We start from the raw sequence: 25,032 nt of genomic DNA on the forward strand, positions 1-25,032 counted from the left end.
CAATCTGTCCATTTAAGTTATTGAAATAATGTGTTTTTAAGTTGGTATTAAGATTGCTTCCTTTGCCGTTCGATAGTTTCTATCTCCGGTCAAAGACATAAGGAAACCTTAATGCCAACGCTCAACTTCAATATCCAAATCGAAGGATTAGAACCAGACACTGTTCGAGTGGTGGAATATTCGGGTTGGGACTCTCTTTCTAATACTGACACTGAAAATAGCCAACCTTGTCGCGGCTTTCGTTACCAGTTCCAACTTGCGAGCCGTCTGAGCTCTCTCTCTGCTGAGCAGATCGTTGATAAATCGATACAGTTTGAGATGGTCCGCGATGGTCAAGTTGTCCAGCGGTTGAATGGGATTGTCTATCGATTTTCCAAAGGTGATACCGGACACCATCATACTTTTTATCAAGTCACCGTCGTCCCTGAGCTAGAAAGACTCTCTTTGCGCCATAACTGCCGTATTTTCCAATATCAGAGCGTTCCAGAGATTGTCTCTATTTTACTGCAAGAGATGAACATCCAGCACTATGCGTTTGTCCTTAAGAACGATCATGCTCAACGCGAGTTCTGTGTTCAATATCGAGAATCAGACCTAGACTTCGTTCAGCGACTCTTGGCAGAAGAGGGGATTGTTTACCATCATCTCCACGACCAAGATAAGCATACTGTGGTCTTTACTGACTCGAACGATAGCTTGATCAAGTTAGAACAGCCTGTCCCTTATAACGCCATGAGCGGCGGCAATATTGAAATTCCTTATATCAATGCATTCCTCAGTCGGTTTTGTTCGCAAGTTAGCCATGTCCAGACGCAAGATTACAGCTTTAAGAAACCCGCTTATCGTTTTACTCAAAATCGAACGGGCACTGACATGGCCTATCAGATTGAAGACCGTTATGAGCATTTTGATGCCCCCGGCCGTTTTAAAGACGATCAATCAGGCAAGGTGCTGACTTCAGCCCGGTTGGCTTACTTAAGAAGAGAAGCTAAGACAGCTCAGGGGCACAGCAATCATCCCGGCCTAATCGCGGGAGCGAAGTTTGAGCTGCAAGAGCATAACGACCAAAGCTTGAATCGAGAGTGGGTGGTGGTGGCGGCGAGCCATACTGGAAGCCAGCCTCAATCGCTAGAAGAGGAAGGGGGCGTTGGCGCAACGACTTATCACAATCAGTTTACGGTTGTTCCAAGTGATGTGGTTTGGCAAGCAGAGCCGACAACAAAGCCACGCGTCGATGGGCCGATGATCGCTACGGTTGTTGGCCCAGAGGGCGAAGAGATTTATTGCGATGAGCATGGTCGGGTTAAAGTTCACTTCCACTGGGACCGCTACTCGAATGCAGACGAGCACAGCTCTTGTTGGGTTAGAGTATCGCAAGGCTGGGCAGGGCACCAATATGGAATGGTGGCGCTGCCACGAATTGGCCATGAAGTGATCGTTACCTTTTTAAATGGAGACCCAGACCAGCCTATCATCACTGGCCGAACCTACCATGCCACCAACGTTGCGCCGTACGCGTTGCCTGAGCACAAAACCAAAACCGTGATACGCAGTGAAACCTATCAAGGGCAAGGGTTCAATGAGCTCAGCTTTGAAGATCAAGCCGATAAAGAACGAGTCTATCTCCATGCCCAAAAAGACATCGACATTGTGATAAACAACGATGAAAGCAGCGAGATTCACCACGACAAACACCACGTGGTCGATAACGATCATTTCAGTCTGGTGAACAACAACAGTCATCTCACTATTGGCGGTGAAAGACGTGAGCAGGTTTCTGCCGATAAATCAGTGAATATCGGTGACTCGCTACAGCAAAAGGTCGGCCAAAAAACAGCTATCGACAGTGGTGACGAAGTTCACCTAAAGGCGGGGCACAAAATTGTTGTCGATGCCGGTAGCGCCATCACCATTAAAGCCGGCGGCAGCTTCGTCAAAGTCGACGCGGGCGGAGTTCATGTCGTTGGTTCGGCTATTAACCTTAACTCAGGCGGCAGCCCAGGTAGCGGCAGTGGTTACAGTGGCAAGGCTCCAGTGCTGCCGATGGGGCTAGAAGATGCAGTAGCGCCGGAGGAAATGGAGCAGCGTCGTGTCGCTTCAACAAAAGAGTCTATGAGTCCCTTATTGAAGAGCCGACAGATAGAAGCACTCAAGAGTGCGGAGCCAGTATGTGAAGTGTGTGAAGAGTTAAATAAAGATGGATAACCTACACAAAGCATTTGTTGATGCTGGTCTAGGGTTCGACTTAGCAAAAGATGAAAAATTGTTTCTGATCGTTGATGGGGCTCAAATTGAGAATCTTGCTGTGCAGCTTTACTCATTAGAGGGTGGTGTCAACCTGGAGCCCATCTATATGAACGAGCCTTACGACCAGCTCATCGAAGTGGCGCCTTATGTTGTTCAAGCATCGAAGAAGGTAATAGATTGGTTTTTCTCATTGAATCAACCGATGGCGGGCTATTTTTTTTCGTCACGCCACGATATTGAAAGTATCAGTGATAGTTACAGAAACCTAATCATCGCTGAGTCCCCCTACAGCAGCCGAGTCTATATAAAAATGGCCAATGCTGAGTGTGCATGGGTCTTTTTTTCGACTCATACTCCCCAGTTTTGGAACGTCATTTCACAGGTTTGGATTCCAACTCGCAAAGGTTGGCAGGCGGCGACTCGCTCTGTTCAAGCCACTAATAGAGGAAAGCTAAAGATTTCTGATGAGCAGTGGTCATTATTAGGCAAGATCTCTTGGGATACCACTGTTCAGAAGTTACAAGAGCACGTTAAAAAATGGTTCCCAATGTTGCTGGATGGAAATCCAGATAGCTCGGCGTGGGTAGAGAAGTATGCGTTGAGTGGATACAAACAAGGCTTTACCTCGGAGCGCGATCTCATGATGTACATGAACATTATAGGATTCCTAGGAGAAGATAAGTTTTTGGATGAAAGGGTATATCCGGATATACATAATTTGATTTTTAACACCTCACAGCAAACCCCGTCTCAACGAGTAGAGAAAGCCGCAAATCTAGCCCAATCCTATTCAAAGCAGAATAATAATCAGGAGAAACAAGTATGAGCACCCCAAATGATGACGCTAGAACTGGTCAGACAAAAGATGCTCAAGACCCTGCGGGTACTTGTCCTCTGAAAAAAAGTAAAATACAGCTAGTTCCAACACGTTATGCTTTGGTTGAATCAAAGCCACTGCACAAAGCCATATCAAGCAAATTGACGCCGAAGGTTTCGTTCCGTCCTATTGGTATTCGCCCAATCGATAGCGGCTATTTATACATTATTCATAGTAAACGCAAAGATATAATCTATGTCTATAAAATCTCAGAAAATGGTCAAGTAACGAAGTTAGAGCAACAAGGCTTGGAGTCAAATGATTTTGGACAAGAGTACATCTACCTTGAATCAGACAATGGACTATTTGTTAGTCGACAAGGCAAGATTGAAGTGTTGTATAGTCCGACAAAAATATCTCCCAAACTTCAATCTCAGTTGCTCAACTCTAGAGCTTTGCGCAAACAGATGATGCAAAGTTGCAACCTAAATTCTTTTGATTGCACACAAGGGGCCCAGCACCTTTTGCCCACGGGGGCATTGGAAGATAATTTGGCTGACTGTGATCCTAGCGAGAGTGAAAACGAAACTGAATACCAATGGTGTTGGCTCAAGGAAACGCCTGCTAAGTATGACTCACAAAATTTACTTTCTCAAATCGACAGTGAATATATTGAAGACTCTGCAATTTTATTGCTAGAAGACCCTATTGGTGTCATGACTGAGTTATCAAGTTGTGGAATTAGTCTATATAACATAGAGGCGGAATGGTTTAAGCAAGATAATAATCAAGCTAAGTATTTCGCAGCTTCTCAGATTAAGTTGTTAATCGAAGTTGGTGAAAAATATTTCAATGCCAGTACGAACAATAAAAAGTTGAAAGATTTCATTGCTTCAAATGAAAAAGAACTAAAACAAAGATTCCTGGCATACCAGCAAGCTAAGCAATCGTACTGGGACTTTGTTAGCGAAGGCACTTCCGTACAACCTCACTATGCCCTATCCGCAGATGAGTTAACTAGCTCTGCACAATTTATTAATTACCAGCAGGAGAGGCTGGAAAACCAAAAAATGGCAATGAACATCGGTATATCTCAGGAAGAGTTAGAGTCTTTCTTCCGCGATGTGAAGAGTCATAACGATAAGGTGGTTAAAGGAGAATTTGGTGGCTGGTTAGGTGATAGGGGGATCTTAGCTCGTATTGAGTATGATGAAATGGAAGAGTGGTTTAAAACAGCGCAGTCTCAAATCGCGATATGGCGTGACCACGGCGATGTTATAGAGAATGATAGAGTCGCTGTACTACCGCTGGCTTACGATGTGATTCCAGTCTATGACAAGGAAAACAGAGATTCCTTTGTCGAGCGCTTAATACATGAAAACCATTGGTTAGAGATTTTGCCTGAAGACCCAGACAATCGAAGTAAAATGCGAGACGTTTACTTCGGTGGTTTAGGCGAGCAGAACTTGCATGCATTTGTGAGTAACTATAGTGAGCTTGGAACCATCGACAGTAAATATAGAGACATAAAGGAATGGGTACAGTACTTAGCGCCAATTAAAGGTGTAAAGGACAACGCGCAAAATACTATTAATGGGTTATCTGGCTTAGAGGATTTTAAGGCTTTCCTTAAAGGTCAACACCTTGTTGATGTTAATGAAATGCCGGAGCAAGTTCGGGCGCAATTCAATCAACTCGGCTCTAAACTATCAGGAATAGTTTTAGAAGAGCTAGACGAACTTTCTCAATTTCTAGCGAAGTCACAAGAAAGAGCAAACTCTTTAATCTACCATGCAAGACCGGGTATTATTGCGACTCTTTTGGGACACAAAAAAAACGCTAATATTCAACTTGATGTGGGTGATATCTCTGGAATCGAAAACTTCGATAAACAATTTACCAAGATAGAAGAGATTAGAATAAAGGCTGAAACGCTTATCACTAAACGTAACCAAGTAGAGAGCGGCTCAAAAGGATTAACCACAGCCGAGAAAGATGCTCTGCGTGCAGACTACAATCGTCAACTGAAAATACTAGGAGAAGACTCACAGAAAGCTCTGATGTTGCTGGCCGCAAATTCGGAACCAGTCGCGAAAGCTGGTCGAGCACACTTACCTTCGCATATCACGGTTAAAGCATCAGGTGCAACGGCTGACGAAATCAGTCAACTGTTGGCCACAAGGAAGAAGATATTAACCAATGAGCTTCTATATGGCGTCCCCGAAGGGAAAAGCTTTAAAGGCGCTATGGGCTCCGGGAGTGCAGCGTTAGTTGTTTTTGCGCTAAACGCGTGGAATTGGAACAAAACGCAGGATGTACTTTCGAGAAAGTCGACGACAAGCGTTGGAGATTTAGCTGAATATATTTCTGGCTACACAAGTTTGTTGTCTTCAGCAATGTCATTAGCTGTCGAAGCGACAAAAGTTAAGTACCAAATAAGTTGGATATCTTCCGCAACACAAGGTAGTAGTGTAGCACTGGGAAAAGTAATTACTCTTGGTGTTCACACGATTTCAGTACTTACGGTCTTGTCCAGCAGCTCCGATATACCAAAGCAATCCAGGCGCATTTCTCTTAGTTGGAGGATAGGTGATTTTTCTTCGACTATTGCTGCCTCAAGTGCGTTAATTGGCGATGGTATACAAACTGGGGGCGCAGGGTACGTGAGTTTTCACGGAGGACGATTAGCGATAGCTGCCGCTCAAAGACAAATAACTTGGACTATGGCGGCTGAACAAACTTTGGGAATTGTTGCGAGAGCGAATCCCTTCTTACTTGTTTCGTCAGTACTAATATTACTTGGCGAAATCGGTTATAACTATTTACAGTCGAAACCTCTAATGAACTGGATAAGTCAGTCTTCTTGGGGTAAGAAGGGCTTTTGGCTCACCCATGTTAATCAGAATTGGGACTATAAGACTCAGTATGTAAAGTGGTTGGAAGCAACACATGCCCCCGTTTTACAAGTTAACACCGACACGTATAAACACACACAGATGTCTGCAAGCGGTAACTGGACCACTCAAGTAACAAAACATCGAGTAAAAACCTTACGCATCACAGTCCCAATGGCGTCTCCTAACCAACTGAGACTATCTGGGTATATCAAAACAGCGTCAAGTGTAAGTCCGCTCGATATAACAGATACTTTGGTGCAAAAAAGTCGGATCACCTACGACGGTGTGAATACACTTTATGAGTTTGATTGGCCAACAGATGTTAAACGACAAGAAAAACTTCTCTATCTCGACTTAATGGTTGAAGTAACGTCACATTATGGTAGCAGGCTCTTTGCTGAACAGGGAGGAGCCAGGTTTACTGTTGACCTTGTGAATCCTGCATTCGATGAAGTCAAAGCGTGGTATTCGGTAGAGTTACTTGAGGAGGATCAAGAACAGTTTGCCAGCCGAAATAACTTGATCTCATCTTTGAAACTAATTGCACCCATGTTTGAGAGTGAAAATGAACAATAGTCAATTGCCTTTTATTGCAGGTCAGCGTACTGACAAAGTGTGCGGTTCGAGTCGAGTACTGAGTCCTTTACCGGTCAAAACCTTACTTGCTAAACCCGGACAATGTGATCAGTTAGTAAACAAAACCAAAGAGTATATAGATCTTGGTGGGGCTGGTGGTCTGGTATTCCAGACACAACTAATGTGGTCTTCTTTTTTGATCTGTTTATTTATCTTCATCTTTTCGTATGTCACTTTCGGTGGTTTTAGTGGCATTTATGAGCTGTCGTTTAGAGAAGAGTTGTTGGATGGAATATGGGTCAAGAAACTGAGTTTGTTTGACTTTTATTCGGGGCTTTTCGTTACGCTCATGCCACTATCAGTAGGTATACTTATAAACTACAAAATATTTCAATCAGCCCGAAATACTCTATCTCAATCCTTACCATGTCGCTTTCACCGCCAGCGTCGTGAAGTGTTATTCTCTCGTTGGAATGATGAGTTGAAGCAAATAGAAACACGAATAGTTCCGTGGGAAAAAGTATGCGCGATGGTTGGTCAAAGTAGCGGGGTTACTACAGGCGGTGTGATTTCTTCAGCTTCGTTGATTATTGCTGCGAACGACGAGGAAAACTACGGGAACTTTTGGTCTGCACTACAAATTGGAGCAGTTGATAAGTTTCACGCAGCCTCCATTTGGGAAATGATTCGTACTTTTATGGATGAAGGCGCTGACCATATTTGCGAACCTTCACCATTGACTCTGGAAGGTTTAATTGAAGAGCACTGCCAGGCCAACAATATCGACAAAGAACAGTTTAGTGGAGCGACGCGCTTTTGGTGGTATATCAATGGCACCATGTTGGGCATTTGGCGGACTAACTATGAAATGAGTAAAGTGAGGCAAAGAGCTGAAAACTATAAGGATATTGAAGCTTGGAGTGAAGCACTACCAGAGAGTGAGTGGCAAAAGCCAAGTGCACAACTTAATTATGTCAATGATATGTTGGCACGTAATGAATACGCTCAAGGGCATACCATTTTCTCTATCGGCGATGCATGTAGTCATTATATGCACCATAAAGAAGCTAAAACAGCCTAGCAATCACAACTTAAAAAACCGCTCCCCAAGCGGTTTTTAACTATTCGCCACCCGCAATAGCTCACTTCACTAAAGACTTTTATCTCGCTGTCGATATAACTCATTGTATGATAGATTGATTTGGTCGACATTTCGCTGTCGAAGTCACAGACTATACTTTATGAATATGCGGCAGCCATGTGTTATGAGGAGTACGACCATGAGCGACTTTGAACAAAAACGGAAATACTATCGACTGAAATATCCGAAGCGGGCGCGTCCGTACGTCAAGTTTGGTGATGAGATGTTTCAAGTGACCGAGGTATCCGAAGGTGGGATAAGAATGGTCTTGAATAATTTTACCTCTATGTATAAAGGGCTCACAATTAAAGGCGTGCTTAATCTTCATGGCGACAACCCAATCGCTATTGAAGGGGCAGTGCTGCGCTTTGACAATGATGAAGTAATTATCCAACTGCGCAAAGGGCCGACGTTTAAAATCATGGTCGATGAACAGCGCCATATCCGACAAAAATACCCTTCATTCTTTGCTCGTCTGCGAGGCAGTGCGGCTTAAGGCTGAGTTAGTGTCAGCCTAGACATCTCATTTCTACTGATACCTAAAAACCGGAAAATCTTGCACGGCTGTTTACTCTTTTTCTTTATCGGCAATAGGTTAAGCTAGCGCTATCGATATGCAGTACAGGAATTCGACATGTCAGAGCTAGAGAAAATGATGGCAGGCGAAGCCTTTGACGGCGCTTCAGAAGAAGTTGAGCAGATTAGAAATCACGCGGCGAAAACTCTACAACAACTCAACCAATGCCTTGATAGCACGCAAAAGCTAGCACTAATGGAAGCGCTATTTGCTCGTGTTGGTGAGTCTATGGTTCAAGCGCCATTTCATTGTGAGTTCGGAAAAACCATTTCAATCGGCGACAGCACCTTCATCAATATGAATGTGGTGATGTTAGATGGTGCGAGCATTACTATCGGCAACCACGTTCTTGTCGGTCCGAGCACTCAGTTTTACACTGCGAGCCACCCGCTCGACTATCGCCGTCGGCGTCAATGGGAAACTATCTGTAAACCGATTGTGGTTGAAGACGATGTTTGGATAGGTGGCAACTGTGTGATCAACCAAGGGGTCACAATCGGTGCACGCGCTGTCATTGCTGCGAATTCTGTGGTCAATCATGATGTTCCGCCAGATTGTTTGTACGGGGGCACGCCAGCCAAGTTAATCAAACGACTCGATGTGTAATTCAATGAAATGCAGTTAAAGGCGAACGAAAAAGCGGTTCGCCTGTTCGAGAATGGCGTACTATTAGCCTGTGGGTGCGCCGTTAAAAAGTGACGATATTACAACAAGTTAAGCTGTGCCAAAATTTTAGGATTATTGCGTGCATATTCAGCAGTTTGACTATAAAATCCACCGCCTGTCTGTTCCAATATCAATATAAAATTCTATGAAACTCACTCTAAAACAAAAGCTAATAGGCTCAAGCTTATTGGCCGTTGTACTCATGGCGAGCGCCTTAACCTGGCTGGCCGCCGACCAACTTGAAGAACAAACCCAAAACGGCGTTTATGCTCGTGCAGAAAGCTTGGCGAATGCAGCATCGGCTGGGATTTCCGATTGGATTTCGATTCGAGAAGACATCGCCTCAGCGTTCAATGACTATAGCCAACAAGCGGATGTTGTGCCGTTCTTGCAACAAGCGCGTAAAGCGGGCGGCTTTGATGATATCTTCTTAGGTACACCAGAAGGCGGCATGTATCGCTCGCACCCTGAGCGCAATCGCGCCGACTATGACCCTCGTGTACGCCCTTGGTATATCGACGCTAACAATGCGGGTAAACAAATCATCACCACAGCGTACAAGGATGCAATCACCAATGCATTATTGGTGACAATTGCTGAGCCGATCCGCCGCAACGGTCAATTTGTTGGTGTAGTAGGTGCAGATGTGTTGATTGATCAACTGATTAACGATGTGATCAACCTGGATGCGGGTACTAATGCTTATGCAATGCTGATTGATACGCAAGATGGAACCTTCCTTGCACATCCAGATAAAGCGCTGTCACTCAAGCCAGTTAATACCTTGTCTAAACAGTTTACGTTGCGCGCCATCGAAGACGCGGCCAAGACCGGAAAAATCGAACTGATTGAACGCAATGGACAACAGAAATTGTACTTCTTCCGTCAGGTCGACAACACACCGTGGATCTTTGCGATTGAGATGGATAGAGCCACCGAAGAAGCCGCGCACAGTGAACTGCTGCAAAGTCTGATCTTTACCGCGGTGGTTATCACTCTAGTAGTCATTGCACTTGTGTCTTGGTTGGTGAGCTTCCTTTTCCGCGATCTTGGTCGAGTGTCTAAAGCGTTAGAAGAAATAGCGTCAGGCGAGGGGGATTTAACGCAGCGTTTGGAGCCTCGTAGTGACGATGAAGTAGGCCAGTTAGCGACAAACTTCAACACCTTCGTCGGCAACATGCATGCGATGGTCTCTAAGTTGAGCTTAGTTTCAGCCTCTCTATCTGAGCAGTCTAAACAGACCGCGCAGCAGGCGGAGGAGCGCAGTGCGCGTATTCGTTTGCAACAAGACGAGATCAACATGGTCGCGACTGCAATCAATGAAATGGCTGCTGCAACACAAGAAATTGCGGGTAATGCGGACCACACCGCGCAAAACTCATCAGAAGCGGTGAGTGCGTGTGTACACGGGGGCGATCAGGTTGTTCAAACTCAGGGCTCGATTAAGAATCTAGCGACCGAAGTTCAAGTTGCAACTGAAGTTATTAAAGAGCTTGAAGCACACGGTCACAGCATCAGTACTATCTTGTCGACGATTCAAGATATTGCTGAGCAAACCAATCTACTTGCGCTCAACGCCGCCATAGAGGCTGCGCGTGCCGGTGAGCAAGGCCGTGGGTTTGCTGTTGTTGCGGACGAGGTTCGCGTGCTTAGTCAGCGGACTCACGCGTCGACGCAAGAGATTCAACAAATGATTGAGACGCTGCAGTCCACGACTGGCAAAGCAGTCAGTATTATGGACGACAGCCGTCAGCTGGCAGAAACCAGCGTGTCAGATGCAGACTCAGCAGCGGTAAGCCTAACGCAAATTCAAACTGCGGTGGAGCGTATCAGTGATATGGCAACACAGATTGCCTCAGCCGCCGAGGAACAAGCGTCAGTGACCTCTGAGATAACCCGCAACACAGTCGGTATTCGTGATGTTTCAAATGAACTCGCTGACGAAGCCCATGATGCAGCCTCTCAAGCGGCTCAGCTATCTGAACTCTCTCATGAGCTAGAACAAGAAATTCAGCGCTTCAAGCTCTAGCTTGAAATAGGATTAGAAAGCCTCGGCATGCCGAGGCTTTTCTTTGACAAGTTGATTTCCATTTTGGAAATCGAATGCCAACCATATTTCAATGGTGGGCGGGTGCTGCACTAGATAAAATCCATAAAAATAATAAGGATTAATCTATGACTGTATCCCACAACGCATTTCAAGCCCGTGTACGCAATATCATTAATGATGCGACACTGTCACCCAAGCAAAAGAATCAGTTTCTTGCACTCGAAGCCGAAGCAAGTTTGGACTATGTCCCTGTATCGACACCGCTGAAAAAGGCGATGGAACAGGGCATATTGTGCGATATGTTTGAAGGGCACGCGCCATTTAAGCCGCGTTATGTATTACCTGACTACGCTAAGTTCCTTAACCAAGGTTCTAAATATCTTGAGTTGCAGCCGGCGCAAGACCTTGATGATGCGCTAAATCATCTCACCATTCTTTACCATCACGTACCCTCAGTCACCAATATTCCTGTCTATCTTGGACAGTTAGATGACGTACTGCTCCCTTTTATCGGTTCGCTCAGTGAGCAGGAGATCTACCAGAAACTAAAACGCTTTTGGGTGATGTTAGATAGAACACTGCCTGATGCGTTTATGCACGTCAATATTGGCCCAAGTGACAATGTGATTTGCCGAACCATTCTCACCATAGACGCTGAACTCAAACAAATTGCGCCTAACTTGACCTTTATGTATGACCCAAGTGTGTCGCCCGATGATCTGCTGCGCCAAGCAACCACCAATATTTGTCACTGCAGTAAACCGCACATCGCAAATTATCCGATGCATGCTGCGGCGTATGGTGACAAGCAGTTTGGTATCGTGAGTTGCTATAACTCACTTCCCCTTGCTGGTGGATCCAATACCTTAGTGAGAATGAATCTAAAACAAGTGGCGCTGCAGGCTCACGATAGTGACCATTTCATTGATCACTTGTTGCCTCAATATAGCCGATTGATGACCGAATTGATGGATGCACGCGCAAGCTATTTACACGAGCAATCCAACTTTTTCCAAGGTTTCCTGGCCGCCGAAGGGTTGATCAACGAGAAACGCTTCGCACCCATGTTTGGTATTTATGGAATGGCAGAGGCGGTTGATATTCTGCTAGAGCAAGCTGGGATTGATAAACGTTATGGGTATGATCAGCAAGCGAATACGCTGGCTCATGACATTTCGCGCAAACTCGCAGCATTGGTCGAGGCACTGCCAGTTAAATATGGACTGAACAGCAAGGCGCTACTGCACGCACAAGGCGGGATCAGTTTGGATAAGGGGGTGACACCAGGCGTTCGTATTCCTTACGGCCATGAGCCAGATCCCGTGAGTTATATTCAAGCAACGGCGGCACATCACCAATACTACACCTCGGGTATCAGTGATATTTTGACCATAGATGAAACCGTTAAAGCTAATCCAGAGGCCATGTTTAATCTGTGTAAAGGGGCACTGAGTATGGGTTATCGAGAGTTCACGGCAAACGTGAGTTCTAATGACCTGATGCGCGTCACAGGGTACATGGTTAAGCTGTCTGATATCGCTAAGTTTGAACAGCAAGGGTCAAGAACCAACACCACGTTTCTTGGTGCGGAAGCGGCGAACAATACCGAGATTTTGCAACGTCGGCCTCGAGTCGTTAGCTTGGAAACGACCCCGAGATTCGAGCAATAGGGTGTAGGATGACCAAAGTAGCGAAAGTCAGTCGAATCCTAAACTTTTCCTGTGTCGATGGCCCTGGAAACCGTTTGGTCATTTTTCTGCAAGGCTGTAACTTTCGCTGCCTCAATTGTCACAATCCACATACCATCAACCATTGCAATCATTGTGGAGATTGTGTCACTAGATGCCCAAGCCAAGCACTGAGTGTCGATAGTCAGCAGCGAGTGCATTGGGATGCGTCTGCTTGTACCGATTGCGATCTGTGTATCGAAGTCTGTCAGCATCAATCTAGTCCCAAAGTATCGAGTTACACCGTCACTGAAATGCTGAGCTTGGTTGCCAAACAAAGCCCTTTCATTAGTGGCGTGACCATATCGGGCGGCGAGGCAACGCTGCAGCTGCCATTTGTGCTTGAGTTGTTTAGCCAAATAAAAGCAGAGCCCAAACTCAGCCATTTGACCTGTTTTATCGATAGCAATGGCGAACTTAGTGAGCAGGGGTGGCGAAAACTAGCGCCTGTATTAGACGGCGCAATGGTAGATTTGAAATCGTGGCAGCAAGATACCCATCAATGGCTAGTGGGCCGAAGTAACCATCGTGTGCTTCAGTCAGTGCATCTATTGGCTAAGATGGGCAAGTTGCATGAGCTTAGATTGTTACACATTCCTGGAGTTAGTGATCTCGAACTGGAAGTGGAGGCTGTGATTGGTTTGATAAAACAGCTTCCCGAGTCGGTCAGCGTACGTTTAAATGCGTTTCAACACCACGGCGTCGTGGGAGAGGCACTAAACTGGCCAGCATGCAGTCAACAACAAATCGAGCAATTTCACCAAAGGCTCATCCATCGAATTGGGAACCCCATTTTACTGCCAACGGTTTATACCTGAGTGAGCTGCTGATGAACCCAACGCAAAGCAGGATCGTTTAAGCTAGCAGGGTTCCAGACCAAACTGTAAGCAACTTGGCCGTACTCGAACGGTAGAGGTTGACTCACCAACCCTTGTGCTTGCTTGGCTTGTTGTGCCCACATCTTTGAGCAGGTCAACAGTAATTCGGTGTGATGGCAGAGTGTAGCAGCGCTGCCAAAATCGGAAACAGATAACGCTATATTTCTGGAACCATGGCGCTGCGTGAGATTTTGTTCGAAGTAAGGCTCAGCGAGATCCTTATCCAGAATCCCGATATGGTTGCACGCCAAATAGGCATCAATGGTCATTTCATTGCCTACTAGAGGGTGATCTGGTTTCATTAAACAGACCATTTCGTCTGCCAGAATCTGCTGCCACATCAATTGCTGGCTTCGAGTCGGTGGTTGGCTTATGTCATGAGGCAATAACATAAAATCCACTTGTCCACGATGCAGTGCATCGAAACTGAGCGCGTCTTTGGCGTGCACAGTAATTGAACGCGCTTGGGTTAATTGTTGGGTGATCTCAGCCACTTTGTTTGCAAACAACTCGAAGGTGCTTTCTCGCATCGACAGCGAAATAGATCCTTTGAACAATTCTGGTCGAAAGGCGCCCTGGTGAAGAATGCCATTCATACTGGATAAAATCTGATGCACTTCTGGGCCAATATTGAGTGCAAATTGTGTGGGCAGCAATCCATTGGCATCGCGATAAAACAGCTCATCGTCGAGTTGACTGCGGAGCTGCGCGAGGGTTTTGCTCACGCTCGATGGGGTCACGCACAGTATTTCTGAGGCAGCAGTGACGCTGTGAGTGCTGAGCAATACGTGGAGTACGGTTAAGTGCTTTAAGCTAATGCGAGAAAGGGCGATATAATCCATAACAACAGAACTCTAGATACAAGAGTTATTTATAACGTGTAGCAAGGTGAAATGGTAGTCATAAACCCTCGAGCTACCCAGTTTATCTGTGTTCGCCTAAACTTAGAGGTGATGGTTGATGTGGAGTAAATTATGGACAAGTTAACGAGCGTATTAATCGCAATGCTGGCAACGGTCTCTTTTAATCTAGTGGCAGCAGAGGAAGAAGAGGATGTCAACAATCGCACTAAGGTTGCCCCGACGGTAGAGGAAATGGACAGCGATGGTGATGGGTTGGTATCGCAGGAGGAGTTCAATCAGTTTCGCCTTGGCTCTTCTGAGCCAGATTCAGAACAGGAAGAGGGACAAGAGGGAACAGAGAACGACGAGGATGGGAATCGAAGCGGCTTGAGTGCATTTGCCTCATTTGACAAAGACAAAGATGGATTCGTGACTCAAGAGGAGCTTAATGCTCACGCGAAATACTCTAACCCTGGTAACGGAACTGGAGAGCTAAAAACGCAAAAACAACAAATGCGTTCGAACAGCGAAGTCGGCAGTCAATCTAAGTCAAACAATAAAGGTGGCAATAGCAACAAAGGCAGCGGCAGTAGTAACCGAGGTGGCGGTAACAAAGGTGGTGGTGATAAAGGCGGTAAAGGTAAAGATAAGTAAACTAAAAAGCCTCAACTGAGTTGAGGCTTTTTGGCGGCTTTAATCGATCAAACCGTAATCCTGAGCAAGAATATCAATGATTTCTTGCTTGGGGTTGGCACTCAATGTGATTTTACGTCCGGTAATTTTTTCAGCGATACCGAGGTAGGTGCGAGAGATATCCATTAAAGCATCGACAGGTAGGGCGTTGTCTCGCGCCAGCGCTTCGCGCTCATCCATGCGTTCCTTGTTAAGTAAGATGCCTGGATCTGGGAAGTAGTTAAGCAAGAATTGGCGGAAGCCTTCCTTTGAGTTCTCAACAATATTGCCAGCATTGTATTCGTTTTCATCCCAAATTCGAGAAGAATCAGGTGTGCCCACTTCATCCATGTAAATCAGCTTTTCATTGCCTTTTGAATCAGTTACGTAACCAAATTCAAATTTAGTGTCGACGAAAATCTGCTCAATTTCTGCCAACGCATTGCTAATGACAACAAAACCTTCGCGCAATAGCTTCTCATATTGAGCAATATCTTCTGCCTTAGAGAAATTGAACGCGGCGAAGTTATCTTCAATGTTTTTGCGAGTAATGTTAACGTCGTCCGCCTCCGGTACACCTGGAATACCGCGAAGAATGCCCTTAGTTGATGGCGTCATAAGCAGTTCAGGGAGAGGCTTATCTTTTTCAAGTCCTTCAGGAAGCTGGATTCCACAGAAATCACGTTCTCCACTGGCATACGCACGCCACATTGAACCAGTAATGTATTGACGACAGATCGCTTCAATCATGATTGGCTTTGCTTTTTGTACAATCCAAACGAATGGGTGAGGGATGTCTAAAATATGACTATCGGCTAACCCCTGTTGTTTAAATAAGCTAAACCAATGATTAGAAATGGCGTTGAGCGCAGCCCCTTTGCCAGGGACGCCTTTAAGCCCGCCTTCTGCGTGCCAGATGCAATCAAAAGCAGAGATACGATCGCTGATGACCATGATAGCGAGAGGTGCGTCTTCCGCCACATCATAGCCTTTTTCTTTGATAAGGCGCTTACTGTCTTGTTCGGTTAGCCAATAGACAGAGCGAACTTTTCCGCTATGAACGGGTTTATCTGTACGAATGGGAAGATCGTCGTTTACGGCGAGTACTTGATCTGCGAGACTCATTTAGACATTCCTATCTTTAAGCAACATGAGGGATCGTCACGATTCGACAATCCATTTGCCCCGCATAATACCAGAACTATTTTTCGTCGCTAGTGAAAAAGCAAACGTTTGCTTTATTTTTGCTATTCAGATGCTAAGGGCGCGCTGTTTTGAAAGTTAAAGACAAAAAGCCCCTCATAAGAGGGGACAAAGACAGCGTATAAATGTTGAGCTTATTAATGATACTGGTTAACTCCGCCCTCAACAAAGAACACTTCACATTGACATTGAGTCGCCAAATCTTGCAATAAGCCTTGTTCAACCAATGGAATTTGCGTAGAGGCAATCACAGCACTGGCATTGCCTGAACGAATGGCTTTACTGACAATCTCAAACTCTGACTGGGTCTGAGATGATTTCATTTGGATGATTTTAGTACAGCTAATATGACAAGCCGCAAACTGCTGATAATCAGGGCGCGGGCACTGAGCGGTAAATAGGATCCACTGCTTTTGACTCGATAGACCCGCTAATCGACTCAGAACATCCTGGTTGATATTCATTGGCTGAGTAGGTTGGGCTAGGACATTGTATTTTGAGAAAGTACTAATGGGAGTCTGAGCCTGAATCATGATCACTGTTCCTTTGTACATGCTGTATGTGTATACAGTAGTTTGTGGGCGAAAATTATTCAAGCAGTTTTGAATAATTTTTGTGCGAGCATGAAGAGGCAGAATAGATGGGAGGTAATTTAAGTTACTGTTTAATAAGTTTTTTATTTTGACTGTGTATATTAGGGAGTATGATTAGAAAGATGAGATTTTGTGAGATAAGTCACTTGGCTTTATACAGTGTTATACAGTGGTCATGTATAACACTGTGCAGAGTAGTGAGGGTTTAGTTATAGAAAGCGTTGTGGGTGATCACTAAAAATCCCGTCTAAGTTTTGAAGGTGCTTAAGCGAGCGTGGATTGTTGACTGTGTAGGCCCAAACTTGATAACCCAAGCGCTTGAGTTGATCCACTTTACGCTTGCTTACCCAGCGGTAATTAACATTGCAGTGCGATGCCTCCACTTCAGCCAATAGTGCGATCACCCGCTGTGAGACGCGCTCGCACAATACAGCACGCGAATAGTCGGGGAGATATGTAAACAGTTCGCGCATCACCTCATGGCTAAAGCTCGACAGAACGAGTTGTTGCTTTGGGTAGTCCGCTTGTTCCAGCGCCTGGGCTAATAGTTGGCATACATAATGGGGATCGTGACGGTCAACTTTGATCTCTAAATTGAGCTTGATGTTATGTTGCTTGGCGATAGCAAGCAGCTCGTTTAGGCAAAGAATTTTTTCATCGGCAAAGCGAGAACTAAACCAACTACCGAAGTCATGCTGTTTCAGCGCTTCTAGCGTCATCTCATCAATGCGCCCACGACCAGTACTGCATCTGTCGATGGTGTGATCGTGACAAACCACTAACTGATGATCTCGGGTTGGTTGAATATCGACCTCCACCCACTCTAGGCCAAGGTCAATAGCGGCTAATATACTCGCTCGCGTGTTTTCTGGATATTCTCCTGCAACCCCGCGATGTCCAACGATAATCATGCTTCTCTACCTTTCAGATTCTTACGAGTAGGCCGCTGATTTTGCGCTGAAAATTTCGTCGCCAGCGACCATGAGATCTGACACTATCAACTGATATCTATAATAACAATCATAGGCGTTGAATAAATTGAACAATTAACGCAGAGCCGCTTGGATTTTAGTTGCATCGCACGGATGGGTGTTTGTTTAACGTTAAGCACTGAATGACCAATGCTGAGTAGAGAAATCGACTATTATTTATTTCTAGGGTGAAATTAAATTGGAACTAGTGACACGATTGTTAGTACAATCCGTGGCTAGATACTCAGTTTTACAGGGATGAATAATGAAGATCGGTGTAATTGGAGCAGGTTCCGTTGGCGTTGGTGTATGTAATTACCTATTAACACTTGGCAGTGTCAGCGAATTAGTGCTGTTGGATAATAATCTAGAGCGCGCAGAAGGCGAAGTGTTTGACTTTAGACATACCGCTGCGCTGACGTTTTCGAAAAACACTCATATTGTCCCAACCGACGATTACTTCTCTCTCATTGGTGCGGATATTGTTGTTATTACTGCCGGTGCCCAAATCAAACAGGGACAAACGCGCATTGATTTGGCCGAAATCAACAGCCGCATTGGTGTTGATATTGCGAAACAAGTGGAGCGTGTCGCACCCAATGCAACCTTAATCATCGTCAGTAACCCTTGTGATCTGGTTGCCCACTTTATTGCGATTAACACAAACTTTCCGCGTTCTCGAGTGATCAGCAGTGGCTGTGTTATTGATACAGCACGCTTGATGAGTATTGTTGCCAACCGAGTCAACCTGGACCCTAAAAACGTGTTTGGTTACGTTCTTGGCGAGCACGGTAGCCACTGTTTCACTCCGAAAAGTCTTATTTCGATCGCGGGTCAATCCGCCGACTACTATTGCGATACGCACCATATAGAGCGGATTTGTGCCGACCAATTGTTGGAATCGGTGAAGCAAGCCGGGTATGAAATCTTTAAGCGCAAACAAAACACGACTCATGGCATATCTGCTAGCGTTTTCCGCATTATCCAAGCGATCATGATCAATGAACGTTCGGTACTTCCAGTCGCTACCTTGTTGAATGGCGAATACGGGTTAGACAATGTGGTGTTGAGTCTACCCACTGTCGTAGGGAAAAATGGCGCAGAGTCGATCTTGCAGCACCCGTTTACCGAAGAAGAGATCACGACATTAGAAAGTATCGCGACTGAAGTGAACAAAGTCGTTGAACAGGTTGCACTGAAAACCGGTCTTGCGAGTGTCAAAGCCTAATCGTTGGTGTCAGAAGTGTTATTGTCAGCGAACGCACGGCCACAGGTCGTGCGTTTTTGCTTTCTGATTACCACGACTTTGCTGCCGATGTCATGAATTAGAGTGAATGCTCTTTCGTAAATTGCCATTGTTGCTATGGTGTGATGTTGCAATGTTGTTAAATTGGTCGGCGTCATGAAAATCCATACCCTTGATGGTTACATTCAAACCCTCTATTTAGCGGTTTATCCTGATAAGCTGCTGTTGCTCGATGGCGCTTCACGAGCCGATATTCCACTGCTGAGACACTATGTTACTCATGAGTTAGGTCGTCCTTTTTCTAGCCTCAGTTGTGTTGTGGTTACGCACATGCATCCAGATCATGCAGGTGCTGCACACAAGCTGCGTCAACTTACTGGCTGCCACTTGGTCTCGGCGCAGCGTGACAATCCTTGGTACCATGGCGCTGATGGTGTGCTCATGCATCTGACTGATATTGCTCTAGCGCGTTGGGTGGCAAGGCGCAAAGGTAAACCCAAACGCAACTTGTGGTATCCGCGTAAGTTAGCCCCAGATGTGACCTTATGTGATGGCGAGACCATTCCTGGCTTTTCGGATTGGACGGTATTGGAAACCCCAGGTCACACCGATAGGGATTTATCCCTTTATCACCGCGAGCAAGACTTACTTTATGTGGCCGACCTGATGGTGCAAGTAAAGCAAAAGCTGATCGCACCTTTCCCGGTGTTTTACCCGAATCAATATCGAGCTTCCGTGCAGCGAGTATACGAGTTGGCACCAAAAGTATTATTGATTGCTCACGGCGGTGAGGTCGTTCTCTGTGCCAAGGCTTATCAACATTTGGTCGATACCGCGCCAAGAACGCCTGCCACTCACTGGCGCGCATTTAAAGTCAAACTCAAAAGCTTGTTTGGCGCAATTTGGGCGTTTGGTACCCATAAACACAATTGATTTGCCATGCTGTTGGCCTATCAATCTCTGACAAGCAATTGAAGTTTTAGCAAGACGCGATACTATGTCGTCACTAATAATGACTTTATCTCATGGCTGACATCGCGTCGGTAACCTAACGTTATGAAATTGATTAACTTAAGTTTGATTGCCTCACTGGCTGTCTGGAGCAGCCTAGTGACAGCAGATGGCTTAGAGAGTGCGCAGAAAATTCAACAGCGGACCCACAGCGCCGGCGCTGCGAGTCAGCAGCGTATTGATAGCAAAGCAGAGCAAGCGCTTGAGCTACAAGCGGAAATAGAGAGTCTACGCCAGCAAATCAACGACTTAGCGTTATATCGTGACCATCTGTCTGCGTTGATAGCAAATCAACAAGTTGAGCAAGAGAGCTTGAATCAGCAGCGGCGACAAGTAAGCCAGACTAAGCAAGGTTTGGTTCCTTTGATGTATCACATGCTACAAGCGCTAAAGCTATGGGTCGAGAGCGATATCCCGTTTAACTCAGCGGTGCGTGAGGCGCGTATCGACAAGCTCGAAGCCATGATGACTCGTGCTGATATTAGCGATGCTGAAAAGTTTCGTCGTATTTTTGAAGCGTATCAGATTGAGCTGGAATATGGGCTTAAGCTTGGTCAATTTGAGCAGAGTATTGATGTCGATGGTGTCCGTCGTCAGGTCGAGGTGCTTCAAGTCGGCAGGTTATCCCTATTAGCGCGAACCAACAGCCAGAGTGATTATTGGTCTTGGGATAGAAGCAAGAAAGCTTGGGTAGCGGTAGAGCCGCGCTTATATCAAGAAATTGATAAGGCATACCAAGTGGCGGCGCAGCAGGCAACGCCGCAATTGCTCACCTTGCCTGTGTCGCTGAAACAGAGGGAGGCGACACAATGAGATTCGGAGCAATGGCATGGTCAATGTTGTTTTGTTTGTCGAGCTTAGTACTTACTGGTAGTTTGCGTGCCGATGATCTTGTCTCTGCGGCTAACAGCGAGGCGATAAAACAGCAGCACCACAATCAGCAGCGAGAGCAGCGCTTTACCCACACGGTAGAAGAGCTAAAAGCACTAAACAGCGAGCTTCAGCAGCAGAAAGCAGAGCTGGAAACGCAGATTCAATCATTGAGTGAGAGATTTCGCGGCAATGAACAAACCTTAGCCGACCTTGAGTTGGCGCTCAAAACAGAAACTGGCACTCTCAGTGAGGTATTTGCCTTGGTGCGCCAGCATGCGAACACGTTGCAGTCAGCCCAGCAACAGTCGAGTGTCCCACAGCCAAACGCCACGGCAATTTCTATCATTGCTGAATCACGCCAGCTTCCTTCCATAGAGCAAGTCGATAAACTTTGGCGTGCTTATTTGGCCCATATTAAAGCCAGCGGCGAAATCCGTGCGACTGTGGTGACCGAAATTGACGCTCAAGGTCTAGCACATGAGAACAGAGCAGTTAAGCTTGGAGCGTTTGCGCTTATTGGCGAGCAGGGCTTTCTTCAATGGCAAGCGAAGCCGAAAACCGCGCGTTACTACACCAACCAGCCGCCTACGGCTCCGACCTTGGCGAGTGTCGAGCCTCTTTTACTAGGAAGCTCGTTGCCACTACTGATTGATCCTACACGTGGTGAGCTGCTTCAACAGAGAGCAACGTCTTTAACGCTGCTCGACAGAATTCAACAAGGCGGCCCCGTCGCTCAGGTGATCATCGCACTATTGTTGGTGGGGCTTATCATTGCGGTGGTACGCGGGATTCATTTAGTTGCAATACGCCGAAAAATCAACCAGCAGTTGAAGTCACCTTCGGCTATTCACAACAACCCATTAGGTCGGGTGTTGGCCGTGTACCAAAACAATCACAATCGGAGCGTTGAAGCACTGGAGCTACGATTATTGGAAACCGTATTAGACGAGCAAGCGCATCTCGACAAAGGGCTCTCTATGCTAAAGCTACTTGCAGCGCTGGCACCCATGCTCGGTTTATTGGGTACCGTTATCGGTATGATTGAGACGTTCCAGATCATCACCCAGTACGGAAATGGCGACCCTAAAGTGATGGCTGGCGGTATTTCGATGGCATTGGTGACCACGGTACTCGGACTGGTGGCGGCTATGCCGCTGTTGCTGGCGCACAATTTGTTGAGCAGCCAAGTTGAAGCCATTAAGTCGATATTGGAAAAACAAGGGGTCGCGTTAGTCGCCAAGCAGGCGGAAAGCGAGTTAGCCACACCTGCAAGTGGCATGGCGTCGGTGGCGTAATGGACGATATCATCACACTATTAAACCAGATGGCGCAGAGCTTCGATTGGAGTGCTCACTTGCTTGCTTTCATGCATCGAGGTGGTGTGGTGTTATGGGGCCTGTTTGTGGTGGTGATGCTGTTACTGGCATTGGCGTTAGAGCGTCTCTATTGTTTGCATGTTGAGCTGCCCAAAACATCAGCGAATTGGCAAACCATTTGGCACCAGCGCAGCGACAAAACCTCATGGTATGCGCAGCGTATTCTAGATGGCTGGTTGGCACAGTTACAGCTTAGTGCCAGCAGCAATCTGCGCCTTATCAAAGCATTGGTGACCTTGTGCCCAATGCTTGGCTTATTAGGCACCGTAACCGGTATGATCAATGTGTTTGATGCAATGGCCAAATACAGTACCAGCGATCCCAAACTCATGGCTGAGGGTATTTCAATGGCCACCATTCCGACCATGGTTGGTATGGTGGCGGCATTGATAGGCTTGTTTATCCATGCTCGTCTGGCAAAACATGCACGGACACGGGTGAGAGTACTGGCGACCCAGTTTAGGAGTGAAGTATGAGACTAGGACGACGCCTTGAGTCACAGGAAGAAGCGCATATCGATCTTACGCCTATGCTTGATATCGTGTTTATCATGCTGATCTTCTTTATTGTCACCAGCGCATTTGTTGCACAGTCTGGGGTAGAAGTGAATCAGCCTCAAGCCAGTCAAGCACAGCAGCAGAAACAAGCCAGTATTTTTATTGCAGTGACCGCCGACAATGACATCTACATCGATAATCGTCTTATCGATATAGAAGCGGTTGAGTCTGCACTTAAGGTATTGCGGTTAGATAAACCAGATGCGGGACTGATGATCCAAGCCGATGAGTTCGCCTTTAACGGCACTGTGGTGAGGGTGATGAACGCCGCCAAAACCGCTGGAGTTGAAAAGATCGCATTGGGAGCAGAGAGGCAATAATGGTCCGTTTGCTGTGGTTTACGCCAATGGCTTTTGTGCTGACATTGATGATTTTCGCACTGATGGCCAAAGTGACCGGCAGTCGTTCAATAACGCCGCCAGAGCAACAAGGTGTCGTATTGAACATTCTTGTCGAGGAGCAAGAACCACAACCCCTGCGCCAACAGCGAAGCGTACCTAAACCGCCACTCCACCAACCAGAGCCTCAGTTAACGCTTAGCAGCGCCGTCGATTTTCCTGAGTTTGACTCGCCGTCAATGCAGGTTGAAATCAGTCCCTTGCTCAATGTTGGCATCGATACGATTCAAGTGATGGCGCCATCACTTGATTTTGAGCTAGAAGAAGTGGATTTGCAGCCCGTCTATCGAGTTGATCCTGATTATCCCGCCAAGGCGGTGCAGCGAGGTATCGAAGGTTATGTGACGCTGCGTTTTAACATCGATGAGCAAGGACATCCGATTGACATAGAAGTGCTACAAGCCAAACCAACGCGTATTTTTGATCGCAGCGCGATAAGAGCACTTAAGCGTTGGCGCTATCCGCAGACCATCGTCGATGGTAAAGCCATGATTCAAAGGGGGCAGACGGTTAAGCTGGCGTTTGAACTCAATCAATGAAACCATTCTACATTGCGATTATCTGTCTTCTATTTAGCGCTGGAGCAAGTGCCGAGGGGATCAGCGCTTACCTAGCCAACGCGCTTAACCAAGTCGAGCGTATGAACCAACGCCAACAGCATGAGCAAGCCCTGGCATATCTTGAGTCAGTGACGGTGTCACGCAGTAGCGATCAGGCGCAGTTGGCGAGATGGCTTGGGGTTTTGTATTGGCAACAAGGTCGCAATCAACAGGCAATCGCCTCGTTGGAGCAGTCACTCGCTACTCAAGCGTTACCACAAAGCCAAACACGAGAGGTTCAGCGGATGCTTGCAGACCTCTATCTGCTCGAAGCGCAATATCCAACCAGCCTTGATTACTATTACCCGCTGGTAGAGAGCGAGGTGAATCCAAAGTACAAGCAGCAGCTTTGGCAACGCATCGCTCAGGCTCATTATCACCAGCAGCAGTGGCAAGCCGCAATAAAAGCCGCGCAACATGCGCTTAGAGAGCAGCCAGAGAATCCTGCGAGCGCGCTGCAGTTAAAACTGGGTGCAGAGGTTGCTTTGCAGCACTGGCAATCGGCGATCACCTCTTTGAGCCAACTGATTGAGTTGCAGCCACATCAGCCAATGTGGTGGCGACAACTTAGCTCGGTGTATTTGAAACAGGGGAATATCGGCAGCGCTCTAAATACACTGTCTTTGGCAAAACTCAATCATGTTAAGTTGGATCCAAGTGACTTACGATTGCTCGCACAGCTGTATGCAAAGCGGGGGCTACCTGAGCTTGCCGCCAAGCAGATGGCTGAGCTCGAACAATCGGACACATCGGTGCACAGTTTGATTCAACAAGCGAACTATTGGCAGTGGGCGAAAGAGTGGCAGAAGGCAGAGCAGGTGTGGTTAAAGATCGCGAGCCAAGACCCAAAATACTATTGGCAGGTAGCCCAATTGCAGATACAGAGTAAACAATATCCACAGGCATTAGAATCTCTCGAAAAGATTCCAGACGCCTCTGCCAAGGTGATGCTGGCAAAAGCGAACATCCATTACAAACTAGGCCAATTGCCGCAAGCGGTTAAGAGCGCGCAAAGCGCAGTGGAATTGGAGTCTTCGAGAGAGACTCAGCAATGGTTGGATTTTTTGCGTCATCGGCAAGCTCTAATCAAGAGTAGATTAGAACAAAGCCGGTAA

Annotated in this window: 22 protein-coding genes; 18 read left to right on the top strand and 4 right to left on the bottom strand. The window is 46.4% G+C overall.

Features of this window, described 5'->3' with window-relative positions:
• Positions 1-111: 111 nt before the first annotated feature.
• From MTO69_RS06040 to MTO69_RS06080, 9 genes are all read left to right on the top strand, one after another.
• Positions 112-2,205, top strand: coding sequence for a type VI secretion system Vgr family protein (locus MTO69_RS06040; protein WP_248332992.1), 2,094 nt, complete (start codon positions 112-114; stop codon positions 2,203-2,205).
• Entirely contained in the window at positions 2,198-3,073 is an 876-nt protein-coding gene (locus tag MTO69_RS06045) for a DUF4123 domain-containing protein (RefSeq protein ID WP_248333011.1), read from the top strand. Before MTO69_RS06040 ends, MTO69_RS06045 begins: the two co-directional genes overlap by 8 nt.
• Positions 3,070-6,537, top strand: a complete 3,468-nt coding sequence (locus MTO69_RS06050) for a toxin VasX (protein ID WP_248333038.1) — start codon at positions 3,070-3,072, stop codon at positions 6,535-6,537. Before MTO69_RS06045 ends, MTO69_RS06050 begins: the two co-directional genes overlap by 4 nt.
• Entirely contained in the window at positions 6,527-7,618 is a 1,092-nt protein-coding gene (locus tag MTO69_RS06055; protein ID WP_248333064.1) for a hypothetical protein, read from the top strand. The genes MTO69_RS06050 and MTO69_RS06055 overlap by 11 nt, the downstream gene beginning before the upstream one ends.
• 199 nt (positions 7,619-7,817) lie before the next feature.
• Positions 7,818-8,174 (top strand): PilZ domain-containing protein, encoded by a 357-nt coding sequence (locus MTO69_RS06060; protein ID WP_248333088.1) that lies wholly within the window; start codon positions 7,818-7,820, stop codon positions 8,172-8,174.
• 138 nt (positions 8,175-8,312) lie between these two features.
• Positions 8,313-8,861: a sugar O-acetyltransferase gene (locus MTO69_RS06065; protein WP_248333101.1), complete on the top strand. Its 549-nt coding sequence runs from the start codon at positions 8,313-8,315 to the stop codon at positions 8,859-8,861.
• A 205-nt stretch (positions 8,862-9,066) separates the two neighbouring features.
• Complete coding sequence (locus MTO69_RS06070; RefSeq protein WP_248333132.1) at positions 9,067-10,950, top strand: methyl-accepting chemotaxis protein; 1,884 nt, start codon at positions 9,067-9,069, stop codon at positions 10,948-10,950.
• Between the two features lie 146 nt (positions 10,951-11,096).
• Positions 11,097-12,641 (top strand): YjjI family glycine radical enzyme, encoded by a 1,545-nt coding sequence (locus MTO69_RS06075; RefSeq protein ID WP_248333170.1) that lies wholly within the window; start codon positions 11,097-11,099, stop codon positions 12,639-12,641.
• An 8-nt stretch (positions 12,642-12,649) separates the two neighbouring features.
• Entirely contained in the window at positions 12,650-13,516 is an 867-nt protein-coding gene (locus MTO69_RS06080) for a YjjW family glycine radical enzyme activase (protein ID WP_248333224.1), read from the top strand.
• Here MTO69_RS06080 and MTO69_RS06085 read toward each other — a convergent pair.
• On the bottom strand, positions 13,507-14,418 hold the full coding sequence (locus tag MTO69_RS06085) for a LysR family transcriptional regulator (RefSeq protein ID WP_248333245.1): 912 nt from the start codon (positions 14,416-14,418) through the stop codon (positions 13,507-13,509). The genes MTO69_RS06080 and MTO69_RS06085 overlap by 10 nt on opposite strands.
• Before the next feature lie 132 nt (positions 14,419-14,550).
• Here MTO69_RS06085 and MTO69_RS06090 point away from each other — a divergent pair, with 132 nt between their 5' ends.
• Positions 14,551-15,072 carry a hypothetical protein gene (locus tag MTO69_RS06090; RefSeq protein ID WP_248333287.1) on the top strand — a complete coding sequence of 174 codons (522 nt, stop codon included), beginning with the start codon at positions 14,551-14,553 and terminating at the stop codon, positions 15,070-15,072.
• A 39-nt stretch (positions 15,073-15,111) separates the two neighbouring features.
• Here the strand turns inward: MTO69_RS06090 and MTO69_RS06095 are convergent, their stop codons facing one another.
• The 3 genes from MTO69_RS06095 to MTO69_RS06105 form a co-directional block, all read right to left on the bottom strand.
• Positions 15,112-16,215 (bottom strand): phosphoribosylaminoimidazolesuccinocarboxamide synthase, encoded by a 1,104-nt coding sequence (locus MTO69_RS06095; RefSeq protein ID WP_248333329.1) that lies wholly within the window; start codon positions 16,213-16,215, stop codon positions 15,112-15,114.
• A 215-nt stretch (positions 16,216-16,430) separates the two neighbouring features.
• A complete protein-coding gene (locus MTO69_RS06100; RefSeq protein WP_248333357.1) occupies positions 16,431-16,826 on the bottom strand; it encodes a SulA-like leucine-rich domain-containing protein in 396 nt (131 codons plus the stop codon).
• A gap of 269 nt (positions 16,827-17,095) precedes the next feature.
• Positions 17,096-17,797 (bottom strand): glycerophosphodiester phosphodiesterase family protein, encoded by a 702-nt coding sequence (locus MTO69_RS06105; protein WP_248333359.1) that lies wholly within the window; start codon positions 17,795-17,797, stop codon positions 17,096-17,098.
• A 325-nt stretch (positions 17,798-18,122) separates the two neighbouring features.
• Here MTO69_RS06105 and MTO69_RS06110 point away from each other — a divergent pair, with 325 nt between their 5' ends.
• The 8 genes from MTO69_RS06110 (at position 18,123) to MTO69_RS06145 (ending at position 25,032) form a co-directional block, all read left to right on the top strand.
• Complete coding sequence (locus MTO69_RS06110) at positions 18,123-19,085, top strand: lactate/malate family dehydrogenase (RefSeq protein ID WP_248333373.1); 963 nt, start codon at positions 18,123-18,125, stop codon at positions 19,083-19,085.
• 174 nt (positions 19,086-19,259) lie between these two features.
• Positions 19,260-20,036, top strand: coding sequence for an MBL fold metallo-hydrolase (locus tag MTO69_RS06115; protein WP_248333390.1), 777 nt, complete (start codon positions 19,260-19,262; stop codon positions 20,034-20,036).
• Between the two features lie 123 nt (positions 20,037-20,159).
• Complete coding sequence (locus tag MTO69_RS06120; RefSeq protein WP_248333407.1) at positions 20,160-20,927, top strand: DUF3450 domain-containing protein; 768 nt, start codon at positions 20,160-20,162, stop codon at positions 20,925-20,927.
• Positions 20,924-22,282, top strand: coding sequence for a MotA/TolQ/ExbB proton channel family protein (locus MTO69_RS06125; RefSeq protein ID WP_248333423.1), 1,359 nt, complete (start codon positions 20,924-20,926; stop codon positions 22,280-22,282). The genes MTO69_RS06120 and MTO69_RS06125 overlap by 4 nt, the downstream gene beginning before the upstream one ends.
• Entirely contained in the window at positions 22,282-22,839 is a 558-nt protein-coding gene (locus MTO69_RS06130; protein WP_248333450.1) for a MotA/TolQ/ExbB proton channel family protein, read from the top strand. The genes MTO69_RS06125 and MTO69_RS06130 overlap by 1 nt, the downstream gene beginning before the upstream one ends.
• Positions 22,836-23,240, top strand: a complete 405-nt coding sequence (locus tag MTO69_RS06135) for an ExbD/TolR family protein (RefSeq protein WP_248333466.1) — start codon at positions 22,836-22,838, stop codon at positions 23,238-23,240. The genes MTO69_RS06130 and MTO69_RS06135 overlap by 4 nt, the downstream gene beginning before the upstream one ends.
• Positions 23,240-23,857, top strand: coding sequence for an energy transducer TonB (locus tag MTO69_RS06140; protein ID WP_248333524.1), 618 nt, complete (start codon positions 23,240-23,242; stop codon positions 23,855-23,857). Before MTO69_RS06135 ends, MTO69_RS06140 begins: the two co-directional genes overlap by 1 nt.
• Positions 23,854-25,032 carry a tetratricopeptide repeat protein gene (locus MTO69_RS06145; RefSeq protein ID WP_248333538.1) on the top strand — a complete coding sequence of 393 codons (1,179 nt, stop codon included), beginning with the start codon at positions 23,854-23,856 and terminating at the stop codon, positions 25,030-25,032. The genes MTO69_RS06140 and MTO69_RS06145 overlap by 4 nt, the downstream gene beginning before the upstream one ends.

Origin of the sequence: Vibrio sinaloensis (assembly GCF_023195835.1) — a bacterium.
Classification (GTDB): domain Bacteria; phylum Pseudomonadota; class Gammaproteobacteria; order Enterobacterales; family Vibrionaceae; genus Vibrio; species Vibrio sinaloensis_C.